An 18,793-nucleotide genomic window follows, 5' to 3' on the forward strand; every position below is an offset into this window, starting at 1 on the left:
GGCGGGGGTGTCAGAACCAGCGTTCCTTGATGACGATCGTGTCGCCGGGCTGGACCGGGTAGGTGATCGGCACCGTCGCGGTGACGAGCTGGCCCTCGATCTGCCGGGTGACCTCCGCCGAGTTGCGCTGCCCGCGCGGGGTGAAGCCGCCCGCGATGGCGACGGCGGTCTGCACCGTCATGCCGCTGACGAAGGGGAACTGGCCGGAATTCGTCACTTCGCCCAGCACGAAGAACGGGCGGTAGGTATCGACCTCGACCGAGACCTTGGGCTCGCGCAGATAGCCGCCGCGCAGCTTCGCCTCGATCTCGCGCGCCAGTTGCTGGGTGGAGCGGCCCTGGGCCACGATCGTATTGACCAGGGGCATCGAGATCTTGCCCGAGCCGTCGACGGCATAGATGTTCGAGAGATTGTCCTGGCCGAAGACGATGATGCGCAGCTTGTCGCCGCTGGCGAGCTGATAGGGGCCCTCTGGCTGGGCGAGTGCGTAGTCCGTCGCCTGATACCGGGGCGCGCAGGCGCCCACCGTCATGGCGGCGGCCAGGGCGAGAGAGGCGAGGCGTCGACTCATCGATGGCTATCCGTGCGGAATTCGCGCAGAGCATTAGCCCCGACATGGTTAACAAAGGCTTCCTTCCGGTCTTCCCACTGGTCTTCCGGGTGGCGCTGGAGGGCGTATTCCGCTGAGCCATTCAAGGCAGGTCGCCTTATTCTGGCCTCCCCGCCGGCCTTGTCTGAGGCTCGACCCGAACGATTCTCGCGAGGAGACCGGAAATGAAATCTGTGGTGCTCGCCGCGATCGCGATCCTGTCATCCGTCCCGGCCTTTGCCGAGGATCTCCCGCAGCGCAAGCCTGGCCTCTGGGAGACCAAATCGACCGGGGAGCAGGGAGAAGCGGTGGCCAAGCAGTGCGTCGGCCCCGGCACCGACCAATCCGCCATTGGCGGCATGACGGCGGGCGCCTGTTCCAAGATGCTGGTGACCAAGACGGCGACCGGCTACGCGGTGGAGACGGAGTGCTCCATGGGGCCGGTCAAGGCCTCTGGCAGCAGCGTCATCACCGGCGATTTCGAAACTTCGCTGCGAACCGAGGGGACGACGAAGATCTCCGGCATGCCCGGCCAGTCCGGTCCGGTGGAGCGCAGGCTGGTGGTCGAGGCCAAGCGTCTCGGCGATTGTGGTCCGGGGCAGAAGCCGGGCGACATCATCATGCCGGACGGCAAGGTCATCTCGATGCCTCAGGCGCCCAAGCCATAAGAGTTGCCGACAGGGCCCGGAGCACAATCCGGACGTCGACGTGAAGCCCGGCCGAGAGGCCGGGCTTTTGTGTCTGGAGGCGTGGAGGAGATGAAAATCGACGATTTCGGAGGTTGGAGGCTCCGGCATTTACCTGGCACTAACCTTACTGAGCCTTGAATGACGCGGCGTCCTTCCCGGGATGCGAGAGTTCTGCGTCACATGGGTGGATCATGACCGCTGAAGCTGGGACTGAAGCGCGAGGCAACGGCGAAGGCCGGGGCGACATGCTCGACCTCGCGGCACTCTGGGCGGCGATCAAGCGCCGGAGAGCCTGGGTCGTCGTGCCCACGCTGGCGGCGCTCGGCCTGTCTTTCTTCGCGGTGAACGTCGTGACGCCCCGCTACACCGGCGAGGTGCGCCTGCTGCTGGAAAGCCGCAGCGGTTTCTACGCATTGCCCGGCCAGTCGGCTCAGGATACCGCCGGCCAGTTCGACGCCGAGGCCGTGCAGAGCCAGGTGCAGATCATGATGTCGCGCGACCTGGCGCGAGAAGCGATCAAGCGCATCGGCCTCGTCGGCAATCCCGAATTCGATTCCGGTGCGGGCGCGCTCGGAGCCCTGCGCAAGGTCGCGGTGATGATGGGCCTCGGCGCCCACCCGGCCGACCGCTCTCCCGAAGAGCGCGTTCTCGAGAAGTATTACGACCGGCTCCTGGTCTATCCGGTGGCGCGCTCGCGCATCGTCGCGATCGAGTTCACTTCGCAGGACCGTGCGCTCGCCGCCAAAGCCGCCAACACCATCGCCGAGACCTATCTGGAGTTTCAGGAGGCGGCCAAGCAGGACAATGCCCGCAGCGCCTCAGCCTGGCTCTCGACCACCATCGAGCCGCTGCGCAAGCGCGTGGCCGAGGCTGACGCCAAGGTCGAGACGTTCCGCGCCCAGCACGGCCTCTTCGCCGGCCCCAACAACACCAGCATCAACGCGCAGCAACTCGCCGATCTCTCGACGCAGCTCTCCGCGGCGCGCAGCCAGCAGGCCGAGGCGCAGGCCAAGGCGGGGATGATCCGAGATGCGATCAAGCAGGGCCGCACCTTCGAGATTCCGGAGGTGGCCAACAACGAACTCGTCCGCCGGCTGATCGAGCAGCGCGTCAATCTCCGTGCCCAGATCGCGGCGGAATCGCGCAGCCTCCTGCCCGGTCATCCCCGTATCAAGGAGCTGAACGCCCAGCTCGCCGATCTCGAAGGTCAGTTGCGCGGCGCCGCCGAGCGCGCCGTCCGCACGCTGGAGAACGAGGCCAAGATCACCGGCCAGCGCGTCGAAAGCTTCCAGGCCGCGCTCGACGGCCAGAAGAAGAACGTCGCCACCTCCAACGACAGCGAGGTGCAGTTGCGCGCGCTCGAACTCGACGCCCGCACCCTGCGCGAGCAGCTCGAGCAGTATATGCAGCGCTATCGGGAGGCCGTGGCGCGCGACACGCTGAATGCCACCCCGGCCGATGCGCGCATCATCTCGCGCGCCGTCGAGCCGATCGATCCGTCCTTCCCGAAGAAGCTGCCGATCGTCCTCGTCTCGACGCTTGCGACCTTCCTGATCGCGCTGGCGACCATCGTGACGCGGGAGCTCCTGAACGGGCAGGCCCGCCCGCTGCCGCAGCCGCGCGGCCCGCGCTGGGTCTCGGTCGCTGATGAGGAGGCGGCGGCGAAGTCGGAGAATCCGACGCCCGAGACACCGCGTCGCGATTCGGTCGCGGGCCTGCTGACCCATGCCGGCCGCCTCGGCCATATCAGGCTCGACCTCGACCGCCCGGAGGAAACGCTGGCCGCGATGGCGGAACGCACCGAGGAGCCGCAGCGCGGCCTGGCGCCGGTCATGCTGGTGCTGGACGCTGGTGCCGAGGGCGCCGCCAAGCCGCATGATCTCGCCGAATTGCTGGCGCAGCGCTGCCGCTGCATCCTCGTCGATCTCACCAGCGACCACGACCATGGCGAACCGGGTTTCTCGGAGCTGCTGGCCGGGGAGGCGCTGTTTTCCGACATCATCATGCGGGCGACGGGCTCGCGCCTGCACAGCATCGGCCCGGGCCGGGCGGGACGCGAGGCGGTCTTCGCCGCCGCCGATCTGGTCGATGTCGCGCTCGACGCGCTCTGCGAGACCTATGACTGGGTGCTGGTCGCCGCCGCTTCCAACGATGAGGCTTCGATGCTGGAGCCGGTCGCGCGCCGGGCGCAGGGTGGCCTCGTGATGAGCGGAAAGGCCAGCAACGGCCACGCGCTCGAAGTGGCCTATCGCCTCAGCGAATTGACCAAGGCGCCGGTTTCGCTCGTGCTCGATGCCGAGCACGAAGTTCCGATGGCGCGCATGCGGCAGGACGAGGAAGAGCCGGTCGAGGCTTAGAATCTATCCTTCATCAGGCTCGGTCGAGCCGGATGAAGGATATCTGTCGCTAATTGCCGGTGGCCAGCGCGATGCCGGCGATATCGGCCAGCGTCGTTGCCGCGTATTTCTTCAGAAGCACTGTCTCAGCGGCCGCATGGGCTGCCTCCAGCACGGAGTTCGAGGCGCGCTCGACCGGGCAGGACGGATGGTCGCGGGAGACCGGGGCGGCGAGCACGGGGCCCTCGTTGAGCGCTCGCTGCACGGCAAGCACGGTGATTTCGTCGAGCGTCCTGATCAGTTTCCAGCCGCCGCCGCGGCCGCCTTCGCTCTCAACGATGCCGGCGTCGCGCAGCGCCCCCAGCGTGCGGCGGACAACGACGGGATTGGTGTTGAGCATCTGCGCAATCCGCTCCGAGGTCTCCTTGCCGCCGAGCAAACCCATATGCACCAGCACATGCAGCATCCGCGCCAGACGGCCGTCGGTCTTCATCGCAAGTCTTTCCGCAACTATTGATGTTACGCGATATTGACATCGCGGCTTTTGCGTAACAGGAATTGTTACGCACTGAAAGGGCAAGCCTGCCGCGACGCCGGTTTCTGACCGCCTCGACGGCCTTGCTTGTCTCGACACCCATTCTTCGCGGCTCCGGCCGGGAGCCCAACATGCAAGAAAAAACCATCGCAACCCGCGCGCTCGAGATGAGCATCCTCGATGCCGGCAGCGGCCCGCTGGTGCTGATGTGCCATGGCTTTCCCGAGACCAAGCATGCGTGGCGCCACCAGATCGGCGCCCTTGCGGCCGCCGGTTACCGCGCCGTCGCTCCGGATATGCGGGGGTATGGCGGCACTGCAGCACCCGAGGGGGCGGATCACTACACCGTCGTCCATGCCGTCGGCGATCTCGTGGCGCTTCTCGATGCGATCGGTGAGAAACAGGCGGTCATCATCGGTCACGACTGGGGCGCTACGATCGCCTGGCAGGCGGCCCTGATGCGCCCGGACCGGTTCCGCGCGGTGGTGGCACTGAGCGTGCCGATGATGGGCCTGCCGCCGGTGGCGCCGTCAAAGCTCTTTCCGCAGAATGGCGAAGCGCTGTTCTACACGCTTTATTTCCAGGATCCGCAGGGCGCAGAGAAAGAGTTTAGCCGCGATGTCGGCCAGACGCTGCGCAAGCTGATCCATGCCGCCAGCGGCGAAGCCGGACCGCGCCGGCCCGGCGACGGCACGCCCAACCCCTTCGGCATGGTGAGCCGCAACCGCGGCCTGCTGGCCGACCTGCCCGATCCCGAAGCGCTTCCCGCCTGGCTGCCGCCCGCAGATTTCAACCGTCTCGCCCAGGCCTTCACCGCGACCGGCTTCGGCCCGGCCCTGAACTACTATCGCAATCTCGACCGCAACTATGAGCTCCAGCAGGCCAATGCCGGCCAGACCGTCACCGTCCCCGCCCTGTTTGCCATCGGCGAGCGCGACACCGGCCTCGCCATTCCCGGCATGCCCGAGATCATCGCCGCCATGCCGCATCTGGTCCCCGGCCTGCGTGGCTCCCACACCATCCCCGGCGCCGGCCATTGGCTGCAGCAGGAAAGGCCGGAAGCGGTGACGGAACTGGTGGTTGGGTTTTTGAGGGAGGTTGCCGGGTGATCCAGTACGGATCGACGTTCATGAGAGCCGGAGCATCGGGGCTATAAGATAGACGAAGCCTTTGAAGTGAAGGGTTCTTCGGTCAAAGCGCGCAGCAAAGCGACGGAGGTGCTTCATTCGGTTGAAGCGAATCCTGAATGTCGATCGGCCCTAATCCGCCGCGGCTCCCGCCTTCGGTCGGCGCAGCCAGCCGGAGGCGCGCTGTGCCAGCTTGAGCGCGACGGGCGAATTCTTGATGCGCCGCTTCAGCTCCCGCTTCGCCTGCGCGACCGGTACGAACAGGCGCCCCTTCAGCGTCAGCGGCAGGAAGCTGTCGACGAGATCGTCATGGTCGTCGCAGAAGGTCGTCTTGTAGCGCGCCTCGCCGATGCCGAGGTCGAAGGCTGCGTATCCTTCGTCGCATTTCAGCCGGATCAGATCGGCCAGCAGGAGCTCACCGGGGCTGGTCTTGATGGTCTCGCTCGCCATGTCGAAGGAGGTCGCCATGCCGGAGAAGCGGCCTCCCTGGACCGCGCCGACATAGGTCGCGACGGAACGGCCGTTCAGGTCGAGTGAGTAAAGCTCGATGGTCGGCGTCGCGTCGCCGTCGCCCGCCGCCGCCCGCGCGAGAAAGGAGTGCATCGCCGGTTCCGCGAAGGGGTCGGGCAAACCCATGCTGCGGAAACGCTCGGCCTTCTGCTGCAGGAAGGCGTCGATCACCCGCTCGATCTCGGCCGGCGTCCGGGCCAGCGTCATTGTGCTGGGCCCGAAATCGGCGAAGCGGCTGCGCTTGTTCTTGAGCTTCTTGCGGGCGTGGCTGCTCATCGAGCGCCTCAGCGTGGCCTCGCCGTCGCCGGCGATCAGGGCGAGCTTGTAGGCCCGGCTCGGGCTCGGCGCGGCCGCGAGCAGCGCGGCCGGGTTGGCGATGTCTTGCCACCGTGGCGGCTGGTTCACGAAGATCAGCGCATCGAGCCCGCCGATGGCCCGAGCGACCTCGACAAGCATGAGCCTTGCCGTTCCGCTATCCAGCCCGGCGGCGAAAGCCGGGTCATAGAGGCCCATATGGTAGTTGGCGTGCTTGCCGCCGATGAACTCGGCGAAGCGGATGCCGCTGCGCCGGGTCAGGACGAGGGGCAGCAGCGCGCAGAGCGCCCCCGTCGCGTCTCGCAGCAGGGCGAAGCGGCAGTCCATGCCATGCGCCGCGCCGACCGTTTCGACGAAGGGCCGGACCCAGCCATAAGCCTGATAGGGCGTGACCAGCGCCCGCGCCTCGAAGGCGCGCCATTCGGCCGCAATCCCGGCGAGATCGGTCGCGATCGTGATCGATGCCCAGGGGCGGGCTTCCGGGGAGTGGACAGGAACCGACACGCTCCGTGCCTCGCGAGCAGGACAGGACGATTGCCTCCTTAACCCGGCATTGTGAACGGATCGGTCAAGATCGGTTTCTTCGCGGCACGATCGCGCGATAGCGTTAGCGGGCGGTTGCATGGACAGGCGATGAACGGGCGTCACAGGGCCATCGCGGCCGCATTCAGGATGATGGTGGCGCTCGGCGCCGACCGCTGGGGCAGGGGCTTTGCTCAGGGCAGGGGCGTGATCCTGACGCTCCACCATGTCCGCCCGGCTGTGCCGCGCGGCTTTACGCCCAACGCATTGCTGGAGATCACGCCCGAATTCCTCGACGCCACGCTCGGCCTGGTTCGCGCCGAGGGCTACGAGCTCGTCTCGCTCGACGAGGCCGTCGCCCGGCTCCAGAGCCCGAAGCAGGGCCGCTTCTTCGTGGCGCTGACCTTCGACGACGGCTATCGCGACAATGTCGAGCATGCCTGGCCGGTGCTCGCCAGGCGCGGCGCGCCCTGGACGCTCTTCGTCACGCCGGGCTTCGCCGACCGCACAGCGCGGCTCTGGTGGCTGGAGCTGGAGGAGGCGATCCGCGCCCTGCCGCGCCTCGATCTCGCGCTGCCGGAGGGGCGCTTCACCGCCCGCACGGAAACCGATGCGGAAAAGAACCGGGCCTTCGCCAAGCTCTACTGGCGTCTGCGCAAGGGGCCGGAAGCGATTCTGCTGTCAGCGATTTCCGATCTGGCCGGGCAGGCCGGCATCGATGCCGCCGCGCTACTCGAGCGCGAATGCCTGCCCTGGGAAACGCTGCGGGCGCTCTCGGGCGCGCCGGGCGTCACGATTGGCGCCCATACGCTGACGCATCCGATGCTGGCGAAGCACGATGCGGAGACGGCGCACCGCGAGATCGTTGCGAGCAAGGCACGGCTCGAAGCGGAGTGCGGCCTGCCCATCCGCCATTTCGCCTATCCCGTGGGTGATCCCGGTTCGGCCGGGCTACGGGAGTTCGGCTTGGCGAAGGAGGCCGGTTTTGCCAGCGCCGTCACGACGCGACCCGGCCATCTCTTCCCGGAACATGTGAACCATCTCCACGCCCTGCCGCGCGTCTCGCTCAACGGGCTGCACCAGAACGAAGCGGCGCTGCGGGCGCTGCTCTCGGGATTGCCGTTCTGGCTGCGGAACCGGGGGCGGCGGCTCGATGTCGGGTAACAGCCTGGTCGCGCTCAAACCTCGTCTCGCCGCTCCATCCACTTGATCAGCGGCAGCAGCGGCAGCACCCAGGCGAGGCCGAGCGCGATATAGGCGAATGTCTGCACCAGCTTCGGCGCCTCGGTGATCCGTCCCTGCGCCAGCGCCATCGCGACGAGCGCGTAGACGCAGACGAAGACCAGGATCACCACGGTTCCGACCAGCTTGCGCGTGCGTTGTCTCATCGGGCTCTCTGTCGCCGGGGTTCGGCGTTTCGGGTTGGCCGCTCCTGCGGCAATGCGGGCATTGTCGCCTTTTCGCGACGGGTCTAAAGCATGTTCCGCAAAAGTGGGCACCCCTTTTGCGACCAGAATTCGCTTCGCTCGCGCTATGTCACCGCCGACCGTGCTTGTGAAGCGCTCCATCCTCGATCCCGCACCCTAAGGCCGTTCCGTGACCCTCGCCGTGAAACAGACCGCCATGTCGGCCCTGGCTGCGAACCATGCCGGCATCCGCCGCTGGCTCTGGGCGGTGGCGGGGCTCGTCTTCCTGATGGTCGTGGTCGGTGGCGCGACCCGGCTGACCGGTTCCGGCCTCTCGATCACCGAATGGAAGCCGATCACCGGTGCGCTGCCGCCGCTTTCCACGCAGGCCTGGGCCGAGGAGTTCGCCAAATACCAGGCGAGCCCGCAATACCAGATCCTCAACAACGGCATGAGCCTCGGCGAATTCCAGTTCATCTACTGGTGGGAATGGGGCCATCGCCAGCTCGGTCGCTTCATCGGGCTCGTCTTCCTCGCCGGCTTCCTCGTCGTGGCGCTGCGCCGCCTCCTGCCGGGGCGTCAGCTCGCGATCCTGTTCGGCATGGGGCTGCTGCTCGGCCTGCAGGGCGCGATCGGCTGGATCATGGTGGCCTCGGGGCTCCAGCCCGGCATGGTCGCCGTCGCGCCGGTGAAGCTGACGTTGCACCTGACCTTCGCCGGCCTGTTCTTCGCCTCGGTCGTCGCCTTCGCCACCTGGCTGACGCCGCTGCGCCGGCCCGAGACGGCCGGAAGCGCCGCCATGGCCTGGCTCCTGCTGCTGCTCACCTTCGTCCAGATCGCGCTCGGCGGGCTGGTGGCGGGCTCGAAAGCCGGCTTCACCTTCAATACCTGGCCGCTGATGGATGGGGCGGTGGTGCCGCCCGGCTCGCTGCTCTTCGCGCAGCAGCCCTTCTGGGAAAACTTCGTCGACAATGTCGCGCTGGTGCAGTTCAACCACCGCCTCGGCGCTTATGTGCTGTTCGCCTTCGCGCTCTGGCAGCTCTGGTGGCTGAAGCGGAAGGCGCCGCAATCGAGCGCGGCCAAGCGGGCGACGGTGATTGCCGGCATGGTCACGGCCCAGGCCGCGCTCGGCGTCGCGACATTGCTTTTGGTCGTGCCGCTCTGGGCCGGGCTCGCCCATCAGGCGCTCGCCTTCGCCGTGCTCGCGATGGCGGTGGAGCACGTCACGCGCACGGGAGCGCAGACCGCCGATGCCGCCTGACGATTGCCTGTTCTGCGGCATCACCTCAGGCCGCATCCCGTCGCACCGCGTCGCGGAGAGCGAGAACCTCGTCGCCTTTCTCGATATCGCGCCGGTGCGGCCGGGCCATGTCCAGATCGTGCCGCGCGCGCATCATGCCTATTTCGACGACCTGCCGCCGGAACTCGCGGCCGAGATCATCCAGCTCGGGCAGCGCATGGCGAAGGCGCTGAAGGCGATCTACGGCGTCGGCCGCGTCGCCTTCATGTTCACGGGCAACGACTTTGCCCATGCCCATGCGCATCTGATCCCGATGGTGCGCTCCGACGACGTCACGTCTCGGCGCTACATTGCCGAGGAGGTCGTGACCTATCGCAATCCGCCGCGTCCTCCCGTCACGGAGCAGGAGGAGACGGCGGCCCGTATCCGGCAGGAGCTGGCGAAGGATCAGGCCAGCGCCTGATCCAGATCCGCGATCAGATCCTCGACATCCTCGAGGCCGATCGAGAGCCGCACCACCTGCGGGCCGGCGCCCGAGGCGACCTTCTGCTCGTCCGTCAACTGGCGGTGGGTGGTCGAGGCCGGGTGGATCACCAGCGAGCGCGTGTCGCCGATATTGGCGAGATGCGAGAACAGCTTGAGGTTCGAGACCAGCTTCACGCCGGCGTCGTAGCCGCCCTTGAGCCCGAAGGTGAAGACCGCGCCCGCGCCCTTCGGCACATAGCGCTTGGCGAGCTCGTGATACTTGTCGCCGGGCAGGCCGGGATAGCTCACCCATTCGACGGCCGGGTGCTTGGCGAGATGCTCTGCGACCTTCTGCGTGCTCTCGCAGTGCCTCTGCATGCGCAAGGGCAAGGTCTCGATGCCGGTCAGTAGCATGAAGGCGTTGAAGGGCGAGAGCGCGGGGCCGAGGTCGCGCAGGCCGAGCACGCGCGTCGCGATGGCGAAGGCGAAATTGCCGAAGGTCTCGCCCAGCACCATGCCATTATATTCCGGGCGGGGCTTGGACAGCATCGGATAGCGGTCGTCGCCGACCCAGTTGAACGAGCCGCCATCGACGATCAGCCCGCCGATCGAATTGCCATGGCCGCCGAGGAACTTGGTCGCCGAATGCACGACGATGTCGGCACCATGCTCGAAGGGCCGCAGCAGATAGGGCGTCGCCATGGTGTTGTCGACGATGAGCGGGATGTTGTGCTTCTTCGCGATGGCGCTGATCGCGGCGATGTCGACGACGACGCCACCCGGATTGGCGATGGATTCGATGAAGATCGCCTTGGTCTTCGGCGTCACCGCCTTGGCGAAGCTGTCGATATCGTCGGAATCGGCCCAGATCACGTTCCAGCCGAAGCTCTTATAGGAATGGTTGAACTGGTTGATCGAGCCGCCATAGAGCTTCCGGGCCGCGACGAACTCGTCGCCCGGCTGCAACAGGGCGTGGAAGCTCAGGAACTCGGCCGCGTGGCCGGAGGCGACGGCGAGCGCGGCGGTGCCGCCCTCCAGCGCCGCGACGCGCTCTTCCAGCACGGCGTTCGTCGGGTTGCCGATGCGGGTGTAGATGTTGCCGAAGGCCTGCAGGCCGAACAGCGAGGCGGCATGGTCGACATCGTCGAAGACGAAGGAGGTCGTCTGGTAGATCGGGGTCGCGCGCGCGCCCGTCGCTGCATCGGGTGCCGCCCCGGCATGGATTGCGAGCGTATTGAAGCCGGGCATCCGGTCGGTCATGGCGTGCTCCCTGAAATCTTCTGAATGCAAGACAATGCGTTCGGTTTAACGAACGCCTGTGACAGCGTCAATTCAGCCGCGCGGTGCGAGCTTCGGCCCGATATGCTCCGGCCGGAAGCCCATGCCGACCAGACGGGCGGGGATGCGCCGCAGCAGGGGGAACCAGCGCAGCAGCTCGAGCAGGAGAGGCGGCTTCACCGGGCCGCTGCCGGCGAGGATCGGCGTGATCACGCGGTTCTGGATCGCGACCTGCAGGGCCTGCGTCGCCTTGGTCGGGAAGTTCCGGCGCTCCTGCACTGCAGCGAGATCCTCACTGCGGACGCTCCGATCGCGCAGCGGCCCGGCGAGCCGGTTGGCGGCCGCGACAGCGTCCTGGATGGCGAGATTGACCCCCACGCCGCCGATCGGCGACATCGCATGTGCCGCATCGCCGATGCAGATGAGGCCCGGCTGCCACCAGCGATCGAGCCGGTCGACCGCGACCGAGAGCAGCTTGAGGTCGTCCCAGCTCGCAATTTCGTCGGCGCGGTCGGCGACGATCGGCAACAATTCGGCGAGGCCGGCCCTGAAGGCGCCGAGGCCGGCGGCGTGGAGCTTTTCCAGCGTGCCTTTCGGAATGACATAGGCGCATTGCCAGTAGTCGCCGCGGTTCAGCATCACAGCGAAGCGCCCGCGCCCGACCTGCCCGAAGGTCTGGCCCGCATCGCTCTCGCGCCGCGACAGCCGGAACCAGAGCACGTCCATCGGCGCGCCGATCTCGCGCACCGTGAAGCCCCCGGCCTGACGGAGATCGGAATGGCGCCCATCCGCCGCGACGACGAGATCGGCCCAGATCGTCGCCTCGCCCTCGGCCGTCTCGGCGGTGACGGCGGCGACGCGGCCGCCCGAGCGGATCAGCCCGGTCGCTTTCGCCCGCATCAGCAGCTTGAAATGCGGCAAGGCACGGCCGCGATCCGCCAGGAAATCGAGGAAGTCCCATTGCGGCATGAAGGCGATATAGGGCGCGGCTACCGGCAGATGGCTGAAATCCGCGATCGGCACGTCCCTGTCGCCGAACCGGGCGACGATGCTGCGTTCCTCGGTATGCGGTAGCTTCAGGAAATCCTCGAGCAGGCCGAGTTCCTGCATCAATTGCATCGTCGAGGGATGGATGGTGTCGCCGCGGAAATCGCGCAGGAAGTCGGCGTGCTTTTCCAGCACGGTCACATCGACCCCGGCCCGCGCCAGCAGGAAGCCGAGCATCATCCCCGCCGGTCCGCCGCCGGCGATGCAGCAGGTCGTGGCGAGCTCGCGCATGGTCTGTCCTCACGCATCGGCCGGTGTCTTGATCGCACCAGCTTAGCTCGACAGCGATGGCGACACAGCCGTGCAGCCGCTCCTTCTAGAGCGTCGGTCCGAAAGTGGAGCGCGGTTCCCGGAAAAGCCGATGCGAAATCAAAGGATTAGGTCATCGGATCAATAGGATATTCAGGCCGATGATCTGGAATTGACAGCCACAGCGCCCCAGCGGAGTGTTCCGTCACGGCATGGGGGGCAGACGATGGCTGCGCGATATGGGCTGGTGCTGGCAGGCTTTGCTGCGAGCTTCGTCGGGCTTGCCAGCCCGGCTCGGGCCGTCTGGCTCTCCGACAAGGGTGCTGTGGCGACGCTGACCGGTCCGTTCGTCATGGGTGACGACGCGGCGTTCAAGGCGTTTCTCGAAAAGCCGCGGCCGCAGCCGATCCGCGTGCTCTATTTGTCGAGTGGCGGCGGGAAGGTCGCTCCGGCCTTCGCGATCGCCCGAATGGTCCGCAAGGCCGGCATCGCTACCGTCGTCGATGCCGATGCCGCAGCCTGCTCGAGCGCCTGCACCTTCGTCTTCGTCGCGGGCGTCACACGCCACTACGTCAATGGCGACCATGTTGCAGAGGGAATGAGCGCCCGCAACGGGCTCGGCTTCCACCCGGTTCATCGCGATGGCGGGCGAGTCGAAGGCCACACATTCAGCGAGAAGGGGAGCGATCGCGCCCGAGCCTTTTATGCCGAGATGGGAACGCCTCGCGCCGCCGAACTGATGGACAAGGCCTCGTTCAATACCTTCTACCGGCCAAACGGACAGACGGCGTTGGCGCTTCGCATCGCCACGAGCCTGTCCGCCCCTTGAAGGCGCGCTGGACGCTTATGTCCCCGGCCGGTCGATCGTGAGCTTCTGGAAGCCCTTGCCGGCCAGGGCCGGCTTCTTCGATGACAAGATGCGCGAATTGATACCCTGCCAGCCGATCTCGCCGGAAAGCCGGCCATATTCGATCTTGGGGCAGCGGTTCATGATGACGGTGACGCCCTTCGCCTCCGCCCGCGCGGCGGCCTCGTCATTGCGCACGGAAAGCTGCATCCAGATCACCTTCGGCAGCGGGTCGAGCGCCAGCGCCTCGTCGGTGATCGGGCCGGCCGCTTCCGAGTTGCGGAAGATCTCGACCATGTCGATCGGGCCGGGAACCTCCTTGAGCGCGGCATAGACCGTCTTGCCGAGAATGGTCTGGCCGGCGAGCCCCGGATTGATCGGCACGACGTCGTAGCCGCGCGCGAGCAGGTACTTGGTGACGATCCAGCTCGGCCGCGCCTCGTTGGCCGAGGCGCCGACCAGCGCGATCCGCTTCGCTTCGCGCAGGATGCGGCGGATGAGCGCATCGTCATAAGAATCGTGGTTCAACGTGCGGCACCCCAAGAAAGCATAACGATATCAGTTTGTTGGTTCTGCGGGTGAAGACGGAGTCATCACAGCCTCGCCATGCTTTCATGCTTTACTGGCGACGGCACGGGATAGGCCCGGCCAGCCTGCTGCGAAGAAAGGAGTGCCTGCCATGTGCGACTACAGCCTGCATCATGTGATGTCCACTCCCGCCAAGGTCGGCGACGAACTGGTCTCGACCAGCTTCCCGAATGCGAGCACCCGCGGCTTCTGCGCCGTCGGGCATCCCGAGGTCGCCGTCTGCGTCATGCCGGGGACCGAGCTCGCCTTCCACGCCGATATCGAATGCGATCGTGGCCTGGGATTGCTGCCCAGCCGGAAGATCGCGGCCAGGGTCGCGCGCTTCCGTCAGGTCGATCTCGACAAGCCGCATCTCCACCACGATGCGCTCGAGCTGCCGAGCGGCGAGATCCTGAAGGTCACGAATCTCGTGGAAGGGCAGCGCCTCACGGTGCTGCAGCTCCCGGCCACGCCTGAGCTGGAAGGCGAGGAACGGGCCATGCCGGCGGAAGAGGTGCGGCAGCCGTTTATGATCTTCTGAGCGCGCCTTGTGCGGACCCACTCGGCATCGCGGTCGGTCGGGAACCGTCGCGATGCCCCTTTCCGGTCCGGCGGCGTGCCTCGGCAGGTTCAGGATTGCTCCCATAGCGGCGCCCGCTTCTCCATGAAGGCGCCGATGCCTTCCTCCGCGTCGCGGGCCAGCATGTTCTCGACCATCACGGCCGAGGCGTGGTCATAGGCCGCCTTGAGACCCATCTCGCGCTGCTCGTAGAAGGCGCGCTTGCCGATCTTGACCGTCGCGGGCGATTTCGAGGCGATCACCGCCGCGAGCCGACCCGCTTCTGCCAGCGCCTCACCGGCCGGTACGACGCGGTTGACGAGGCCCATGCGGGCCGCCTCGCTGGCGGGCACCATCTCGCCGAGCAGCAGCATCTCCAGCGCGTGCTTGGCCGAAAGGTTGCGCGAGAGCGCCACCATCGGCGTCGAGCAGAACAGCCCGATATGGACGCCCGGCGTACAGAAGCGCGCCTCGCTGCCCGCGACCGCAAGATCGCAGCTCGCGACGAGCTGGCAGCCGGCGGCCGTCGCGGTGCCCTCGACAGCCGCGATGACCGGCTGGGGCAGGGCGGTGATCTGCTGCATCATGGCCGAGCAGCGCCCGAGGATGTCCGTGAAATAGGCCCGGCCACGATCGGCATCGGCGCGATGGGCCGTCATTTCCTTGAGGTCGTGGCCGGCGCTGAACACCGGCCCGGCGGCCGCGAGGACGACGACCTTGACCGAGCGGTCGGCGGCGATGGCGGTGAAGGCCTCGCTCAGGGCGGCCAGCATCGCCTCGCTCAGAGGATTGCGCGCCTGCGGACGGTTCAGGGTCAGGGTCGCGATGCCCTTGGCGTCTTCGCGCAGCAGGACGGCGGCGCTGTCCGGCTTGTGGTGGGCGTTCATGGCGCTCCCTTTCCGCATTTGCGCCTATTGTCGGAGCGCATCGGCCATGCTGCAAGGGGATAAGACCCGCCTCAGCCCGTGGTTTTCCGCATGACGCCTCGCATGACCGCCTCCGAGATCGAAGCCTATCTCGACGAGGTCTTTCCGCAGCTCCACCATGGCGGGCGCACTTATTTCGTCGAGGAGATCGGGCCGATGACGGCCCGGATGCGCTGCGATTATCACGAGCGCCATCTGCGCCCCGGCGGCACCATCTCCGGCCCGACGATGATGGCGCTCGCCGATCTCGCGCTCTATGCCGCGATCCTCGGCCAGATCGGCCCGGTGGCGCTGGCGGTGACGACGAGCCTCAATTTCAACTTCCTGCGCAAGCCGGGGCAGGCGGCGCTGATCGGCGAGGCGAAGCTCCTGAAGCTGGGCAAGCGGCTGGCGGTGGGCGAGGTCGGCCTCTATTCGCAGGGCGAGGCCGAGATGGTCTGCCACGCCACGGGGACCTATTCGATTCCGGCGGCGCGTTGAGAAGGGGCTGGCAGCGTCATTCTCGGGCGAAGCGAAGCGCAGACCCGAGAATCTCGTGACGGGTGGGGCGCCTTCTCGTCCGGAGATGCTCGGGTCAAGCCCGGGCATGACGGCAGGCAGGGATACGGTATCATAATACCGATTTTCTCAGGTATCTGAAAAATAGACGTTTTCCTCGTTCGGGCGCCGCGTGGAGCGCTTGACAGCGGGCTTTCCCGCCCGTATTGCCACACCCACACCGCCGCCGGGCTCTCCGGCGGCTTGTCCTTTTTAACGCAACCGAAGGGTGCCGCGATGAAGACCGTCTCGCTCAAGCCCGCCGATGTCGAAAAGAAGTGGGTTGTGATCGACGCCTCCGGGCTCGTCGTCGGCCGTCTCGCCTCCGTGGTGGCGATGCGTCTGCGCGGCAAGCACAAGGCCGCCTACACCCCCCATGTCGACTGCGGCGACAATGTCATCATCATCAATGCCGAGAAGGTCTCCCTGACCGGCCGCAAGCGCGAGCAGAAGAACTACTACCACCACACCGGTTTCCCGGGTGGTATCAAGGAGCGCTCTGCCAAGTTCATTCTCGAAGGTCGCTTCCCTGAGCGCATCGTCGAGAAGGCCGTCGAGCGCATGCTGCCGCGCGGCCCGCTCTTCCGCCAGATCCTCGGCAATCTGCGCGTCTACAAGGGCGCCGAGCATCCGCACGCCGCCCAGTCGCCGGAGGCGCTGGACGTCGCCGCGCTCAACAGCAAGAACAAGAGGGTCTGACCATGGCCGAGGTTCTTCAGTCCCTCTCCCAGCTTGGCGACGTCGCCAAGCCCGCCCAGCCGGAAGCTCCGGTCCACGTCAAGAAGGTCGATGCGCAGGGCCGCGCCTATGCCACCGGCAAGCGCAAGAACGCCATCGCCCGCGTCTGGATCAAGCCCGGCTCCGGCAAGGTCACGGTCAACGGCCGCGATCAGGAGATCTACTTCGCCCGTCCGGTGCTGCGCCTCGTGCTCAAGCAGCCGCTGCAGCTCGTCGATCGCGTGACGCAGTATGACGTCGTCGTCTCGGTCAAGGGCGGTGGCCTCTCCGGCCAGGCCGGTGCGGTGCGTCACGGCATCTCGAAGGCGCTGACCTTCTACGAGCCGGAGCTTCGCGGCCCGCTCAAGAAGGAAGGCTTCCTGACCCGCGACTCGCGTGTCGTCGAGCGTAAGAAGTTCGGTAAAGCCAAGGCCCGCCGCAGCTTCCAGTTCTCGAAGCGCTGATTACACTCTTCAAAAGAGTTTCAAATTCAGAGGGCTGGCAGAAATGCCAGCCCTCTTTTTTGTTCGCGCGGGCTCGCTGACGCCCCGACGGGGCAGGGGTTCCGGCCTCGGTTTTCGACATCTCCCGCACGGAAACGGCTGCGCCGCACGGTCCCTCTCCTGTGCGATGGGGCAAGCTTGTCGCCGACTGGAATTCAGTCGGGCGCGTCAATACGACCGAGGATTTGCGGGAAGGAAAGATGGAATAACCTTGGGAAAGACGGGCAGCAAGTCCGACCGAATTTTACAGGTGATTCAGCTTTCGCAGGCAGGAAGGGGCAATCGAAATCGGGTTTCTATAAGGCGGAAGCTTGAAGTCAGTTACGGAATATAATAGGTTGAGATTTCAGTAATTTGTCGTGATCCATCTATGTCGGTGATGAATTAAGTATAGATGCAAGATTGATCTCAAAAGTGAAATTTCAAATGAGTTTGTGACGAGGGCGCCAGCCGGATGTCGAACAATCGGAACAGTTATCAAAGGACGACTGTCGCCGCATCGACCTTCTGCGTTCTCGCGATACTGACGGGAATTGCGGCTTTCGCTGTTCCCTGGCTCGTCACGATCCTGTTCTTCGCGTTTTGTTTGGCGGCCGCAGCCATTGCCGGTCTCGTCGCGCTTGGCGGGATCATCGGTCTGTCCCGTGACGCGATGGAACTGCGCGGCCAACCCTACTACTCCAAGCGTCCGCGCGAATGCGCCGCCGGTGCTTTCGTTCACCTGCGACGGAAGCTGCTAAGCCTGCTTCCGGGCTCGCCGGCACGCTTGCGGCTCTGGCCGGGCGAGTGGGTCAAGGTCCGGCCCTTCGCGGAAATCGCGGCGACACTCGATGACGAAGGCCGGTTGGACGGTCTGCCGTTCATGCCCGAGATGATCGGCCACTGCGGAAAACGTCTCCGCGTCTTTCGACGGGTCGAGAAGATCCACCATTATTACGGCGCCACGGCACCTCATCTGCGGCGTTTGCAGGATGCGGTGCTATTGGATGAATTGCGGTGCGACGGCGCAGGACACGGCGGCTGCCAGGCGGGTTGTCAACTCATCTGGAAAGAGGCTTGGCTCGTCCCGAGCGACAGCGCCGAGGCGGATTTGCCTGCACCGGAAGCGGCCGACGCGTTGTGGCTGAACAGCTACACGAAGGCCAGATCGGTCGATGGCGAGGAGCGGTATGCCTGCCAGATGACCGAGCTGCCGGCGGCCACGACACGAATGAGCTGGCGCGACCCGAGGCACTACTGGCGTGAACTGCGTTCGGGCAATGTCCGGCTCGGCCCCTTCATCGTCGCCGTCGCGCTCGCGCTGTTCAACACCGTGCAGCGCAAACTCCGCGGTGCCGAGGCGCCCTACCGCGAGCCGACAGACCGCAAGACCAGTCCAAAGGAAGTGCTCGACCTCCAGCCGGGAGAGATCGTGCGCGTGAAGACGCGACGGCAGATCGAAGAAACCTTGAATCACGTGTCGAAAAATCGCGGGCTGTGGTTCGATCGCGAAATGCATCGGTTTTGCGGCGGGGAGTTTCGCGTCGCGTCGGTGGTGCGAACCATTGTCGACGAGGCCAGCGGGAAAATGCTGTCGATGGGCAGCGCTTGCATTGTCCTGGCGGGCGTGGCCGCGACGGGAGAATATCTCGGGCTATGCCCCCAGAACGAACTGATCTTCTGGCACGAGATCTGGCTCGAACGCGTCACGCGCCATTTGGAAATGTAGGATTCTGGCTCTCCAAGCGCTGATCGTTTCCGGTCATCCCGATATGCGGAAGGGCGGCTCGCAAGAGCCGCCCTTTTCGTTTCTAGTGTCCTCCCATCTCACTCTATCCCTCATCCCGAGG

20 protein-coding genes are annotated in these 18,793 nt (G+C 66.1%); 12 read left to right on the plus strand and 8 right to left on the minus strand.

The window, feature by feature from the left end; translation table 11 throughout:
• Positions 1-10: 10 nt before the first annotated feature.
• Positions 11-571 (minus strand): polysaccharide biosynthesis/export family protein, encoded by a 561-nt coding sequence (locus IED13_RS03950; protein WP_038368262.1) that lies wholly within the window; start codon positions 569-571, stop codon positions 11-13.
• 203 nt (positions 572-774) lie between these two features.
• Between IED13_RS03950 and IED13_RS03955 the strand changes: the two genes are divergently transcribed.
• Both IED13_RS03955 and IED13_RS03960 read left to right on the plus strand, forming a co-directional pair.
• A complete protein-coding gene (locus IED13_RS03955; RefSeq protein ID WP_038368260.1) occupies positions 775-1,257 on the plus strand; it encodes a DUF3617 domain-containing protein in 483 nt (160 codons plus the stop codon).
• A gap of 212 nt (positions 1,258-1,469) precedes the next feature.
• Positions 1,470-3,635 carry a GumC family protein gene (locus IED13_RS03960; RefSeq protein ID WP_142020719.1) on the plus strand — a complete coding sequence of 722 codons (2,166 nt, stop codon included), beginning with the start codon at positions 1,470-1,472 and terminating at the stop codon, positions 3,633-3,635.
• A gap of 49 nt (positions 3,636-3,684) precedes the next feature.
• Here the strand turns inward: IED13_RS03960 and IED13_RS03965 are convergent, their stop codons facing one another.
• Positions 3,685-4,107, minus strand: a complete 423-nt coding sequence (locus IED13_RS03965) for an RrF2 family transcriptional regulator (protein ID WP_038368257.1) — start codon at positions 4,105-4,107, stop codon at positions 3,685-3,687.
• 173 nt (positions 4,108-4,280) lie between these two features.
• Here IED13_RS03965 and IED13_RS03970 point away from each other — a divergent pair, with 173 nt between their 5' ends.
• Positions 4,281-5,258 carry an alpha/beta fold hydrolase gene (locus IED13_RS03970; RefSeq protein ID WP_191123443.1) on the plus strand — a complete coding sequence of 326 codons (978 nt, stop codon included), beginning with the start codon at positions 4,281-4,283 and terminating at the stop codon, positions 5,256-5,258.
• 150 nt (positions 5,259-5,408) lie between these two features.
• Here the strand turns inward: IED13_RS03970 and IED13_RS29145 are convergent, their stop codons facing one another.
• Entirely contained in the window at positions 5,409-6,605 is a 1,197-nt protein-coding gene (locus IED13_RS29145) for a GNAT family N-acetyltransferase (protein WP_191123444.1), read from the minus strand.
• A 129-nt stretch (positions 6,606-6,734) separates the two neighbouring features.
• On the opposite strand from IED13_RS29145, the gene IED13_RS03980 reads away from it, so the two are divergent.
• Entirely contained in the window at positions 6,735-7,787 is a 1,053-nt protein-coding gene (locus tag IED13_RS03980) for a polysaccharide deacetylase family protein (RefSeq protein WP_191123445.1), read from the plus strand.
• A 14-nt stretch (positions 7,788-7,801) separates the two neighbouring features.
• Here IED13_RS03980 and IED13_RS03985 read toward each other — a convergent pair whose 3' ends face one another.
• Positions 7,802-8,011 (minus strand): DUF2842 domain-containing protein, encoded by a 210-nt coding sequence (locus IED13_RS03985; protein ID WP_038368252.1) that lies wholly within the window; start codon positions 8,009-8,011, stop codon positions 7,802-7,804.
• A gap of 235 nt (positions 8,012-8,246) precedes the next feature.
• Here IED13_RS03985 and IED13_RS03990 point away from each other — a divergent pair, with 235 nt between their 5' ends.
• Positions 8,247-9,290, plus strand: a complete 1,044-nt coding sequence (locus tag IED13_RS03990) for a COX15/CtaA family protein (protein WP_191123591.1) — start codon at positions 8,247-8,249, stop codon at positions 9,288-9,290.
• On the plus strand, positions 9,280-9,732 hold the full coding sequence (locus IED13_RS03995) for an HIT family protein (RefSeq protein ID WP_191123446.1): 453 nt from the start codon (positions 9,280-9,282) through the stop codon (positions 9,730-9,732). Before IED13_RS03990 ends, IED13_RS03995 begins: the two co-directional genes overlap by 11 nt.
• On the opposite strand, the gene IED13_RS04000 is transcribed toward IED13_RS03995, so the two are convergent.
• Together IED13_RS04000 and IED13_RS04005 are read right to left on the minus strand one after the other, a co-directional pair.
• Positions 9,717-10,994 (minus strand): O-acetylhomoserine aminocarboxypropyltransferase, encoded by a 1,278-nt coding sequence (locus IED13_RS04000; RefSeq protein ID WP_191123447.1) that lies wholly within the window; start codon positions 10,992-10,994, stop codon positions 9,717-9,719. The genes IED13_RS03995 and IED13_RS04000 overlap by 16 nt on opposite strands.
• A 72-nt stretch (positions 10,995-11,066) precedes the next feature.
• The gene (locus IED13_RS04005) at positions 11,067-12,290 is read right to left on the minus strand and encodes an FAD-dependent oxidoreductase (RefSeq protein WP_191123448.1); all 1,224 of its coding nucleotides are present in this window, start codon (positions 12,288-12,290) and stop codon (positions 11,067-11,069) included.
• A 244-nt stretch (positions 12,291-12,534) separates the two neighbouring features.
• On the opposite strand from IED13_RS04005, the gene IED13_RS04010 reads away from it, so the two are divergent.
• Complete coding sequence (locus tag IED13_RS04010) at positions 12,535-13,137, plus strand: hypothetical protein (protein WP_038368243.1); 603 nt, start codon at positions 12,535-12,537, stop codon at positions 13,135-13,137.
• Between the two features lie 15 nt (positions 13,138-13,152).
• Here IED13_RS04010 and IED13_RS04015 read toward each other — a convergent pair whose 3' ends face one another.
• Positions 13,153-13,683 (minus strand): CoA-binding protein, encoded by a 531-nt coding sequence (locus IED13_RS04015; protein WP_248312439.1) that lies wholly within the window; start codon positions 13,681-13,683, stop codon positions 13,153-13,155.
• 151 nt (positions 13,684-13,834) lie between these two features.
• Between IED13_RS04015 and IED13_RS04020 the strand changes: the two genes are divergently transcribed.
• Entirely contained in the window at positions 13,835-14,263 is a 429-nt protein-coding gene (locus IED13_RS04020; protein WP_038368238.1) for a hypothetical protein, read from the plus strand.
• An 89-nt stretch (positions 14,264-14,352) separates the two neighbouring features.
• On the opposite strand, the gene IED13_RS04025 is transcribed toward IED13_RS04020, so the two are convergent.
• On the minus strand, positions 14,353-15,168 hold the full coding sequence (locus IED13_RS04025; protein ID WP_248312440.1) for an enoyl-CoA hydratase: 816 nt from the start codon (positions 15,166-15,168) through the stop codon (positions 14,353-14,355).
• Positions 15,169-15,270: 102 nt separating this feature from the next.
• Between IED13_RS04025 and IED13_RS04030 the strand changes: the two genes are divergently transcribed.
• From IED13_RS04030 to IED13_RS04045, 4 genes are all read left to right on the plus strand, one after another.
• A complete protein-coding gene (locus tag IED13_RS04030) occupies positions 15,271-15,687 on the plus strand; it encodes a PaaI family thioesterase (protein WP_081925676.1) in 417 nt (138 codons plus the stop codon).
• A 294-nt stretch (positions 15,688-15,981) separates the two neighbouring features.
• Positions 15,982-16,443 (plus strand): 50S ribosomal protein L13, encoded by a 462-nt coding sequence (gene rplM, locus IED13_RS04035; RefSeq protein WP_038368231.1) that lies wholly within the window; start codon positions 15,982-15,984, stop codon positions 16,441-16,443.
• Between the two features lie 2 nt (positions 16,444-16,445).
• The gene (rpsI, locus tag IED13_RS04040; protein ID WP_038368228.1) at positions 16,446-16,925 is read left to right on the plus strand and encodes a 30S ribosomal protein S9; all 480 of its coding nucleotides are present in this window, start codon (positions 16,446-16,448) and stop codon (positions 16,923-16,925) included.
• A gap of 493 nt (positions 16,926-17,418) precedes the next feature.
• Positions 17,419-18,672, plus strand: coding sequence for a hypothetical protein (locus IED13_RS04045; RefSeq protein WP_191123451.1), 1,254 nt, complete (start codon positions 17,419-17,421; stop codon positions 18,670-18,672).
• Positions 18,673-18,793: the final 121 nt, after the last annotated feature.

Source organism: Allobosea spartocytisi (genome assembly GCF_014764685.1).
In the GTDB taxonomy this organism is placed as follows: Bacteria; Pseudomonadota; Alphaproteobacteria; order Rhizobiales; family Beijerinckiaceae; genus Allobosea; species Allobosea spartocytisi.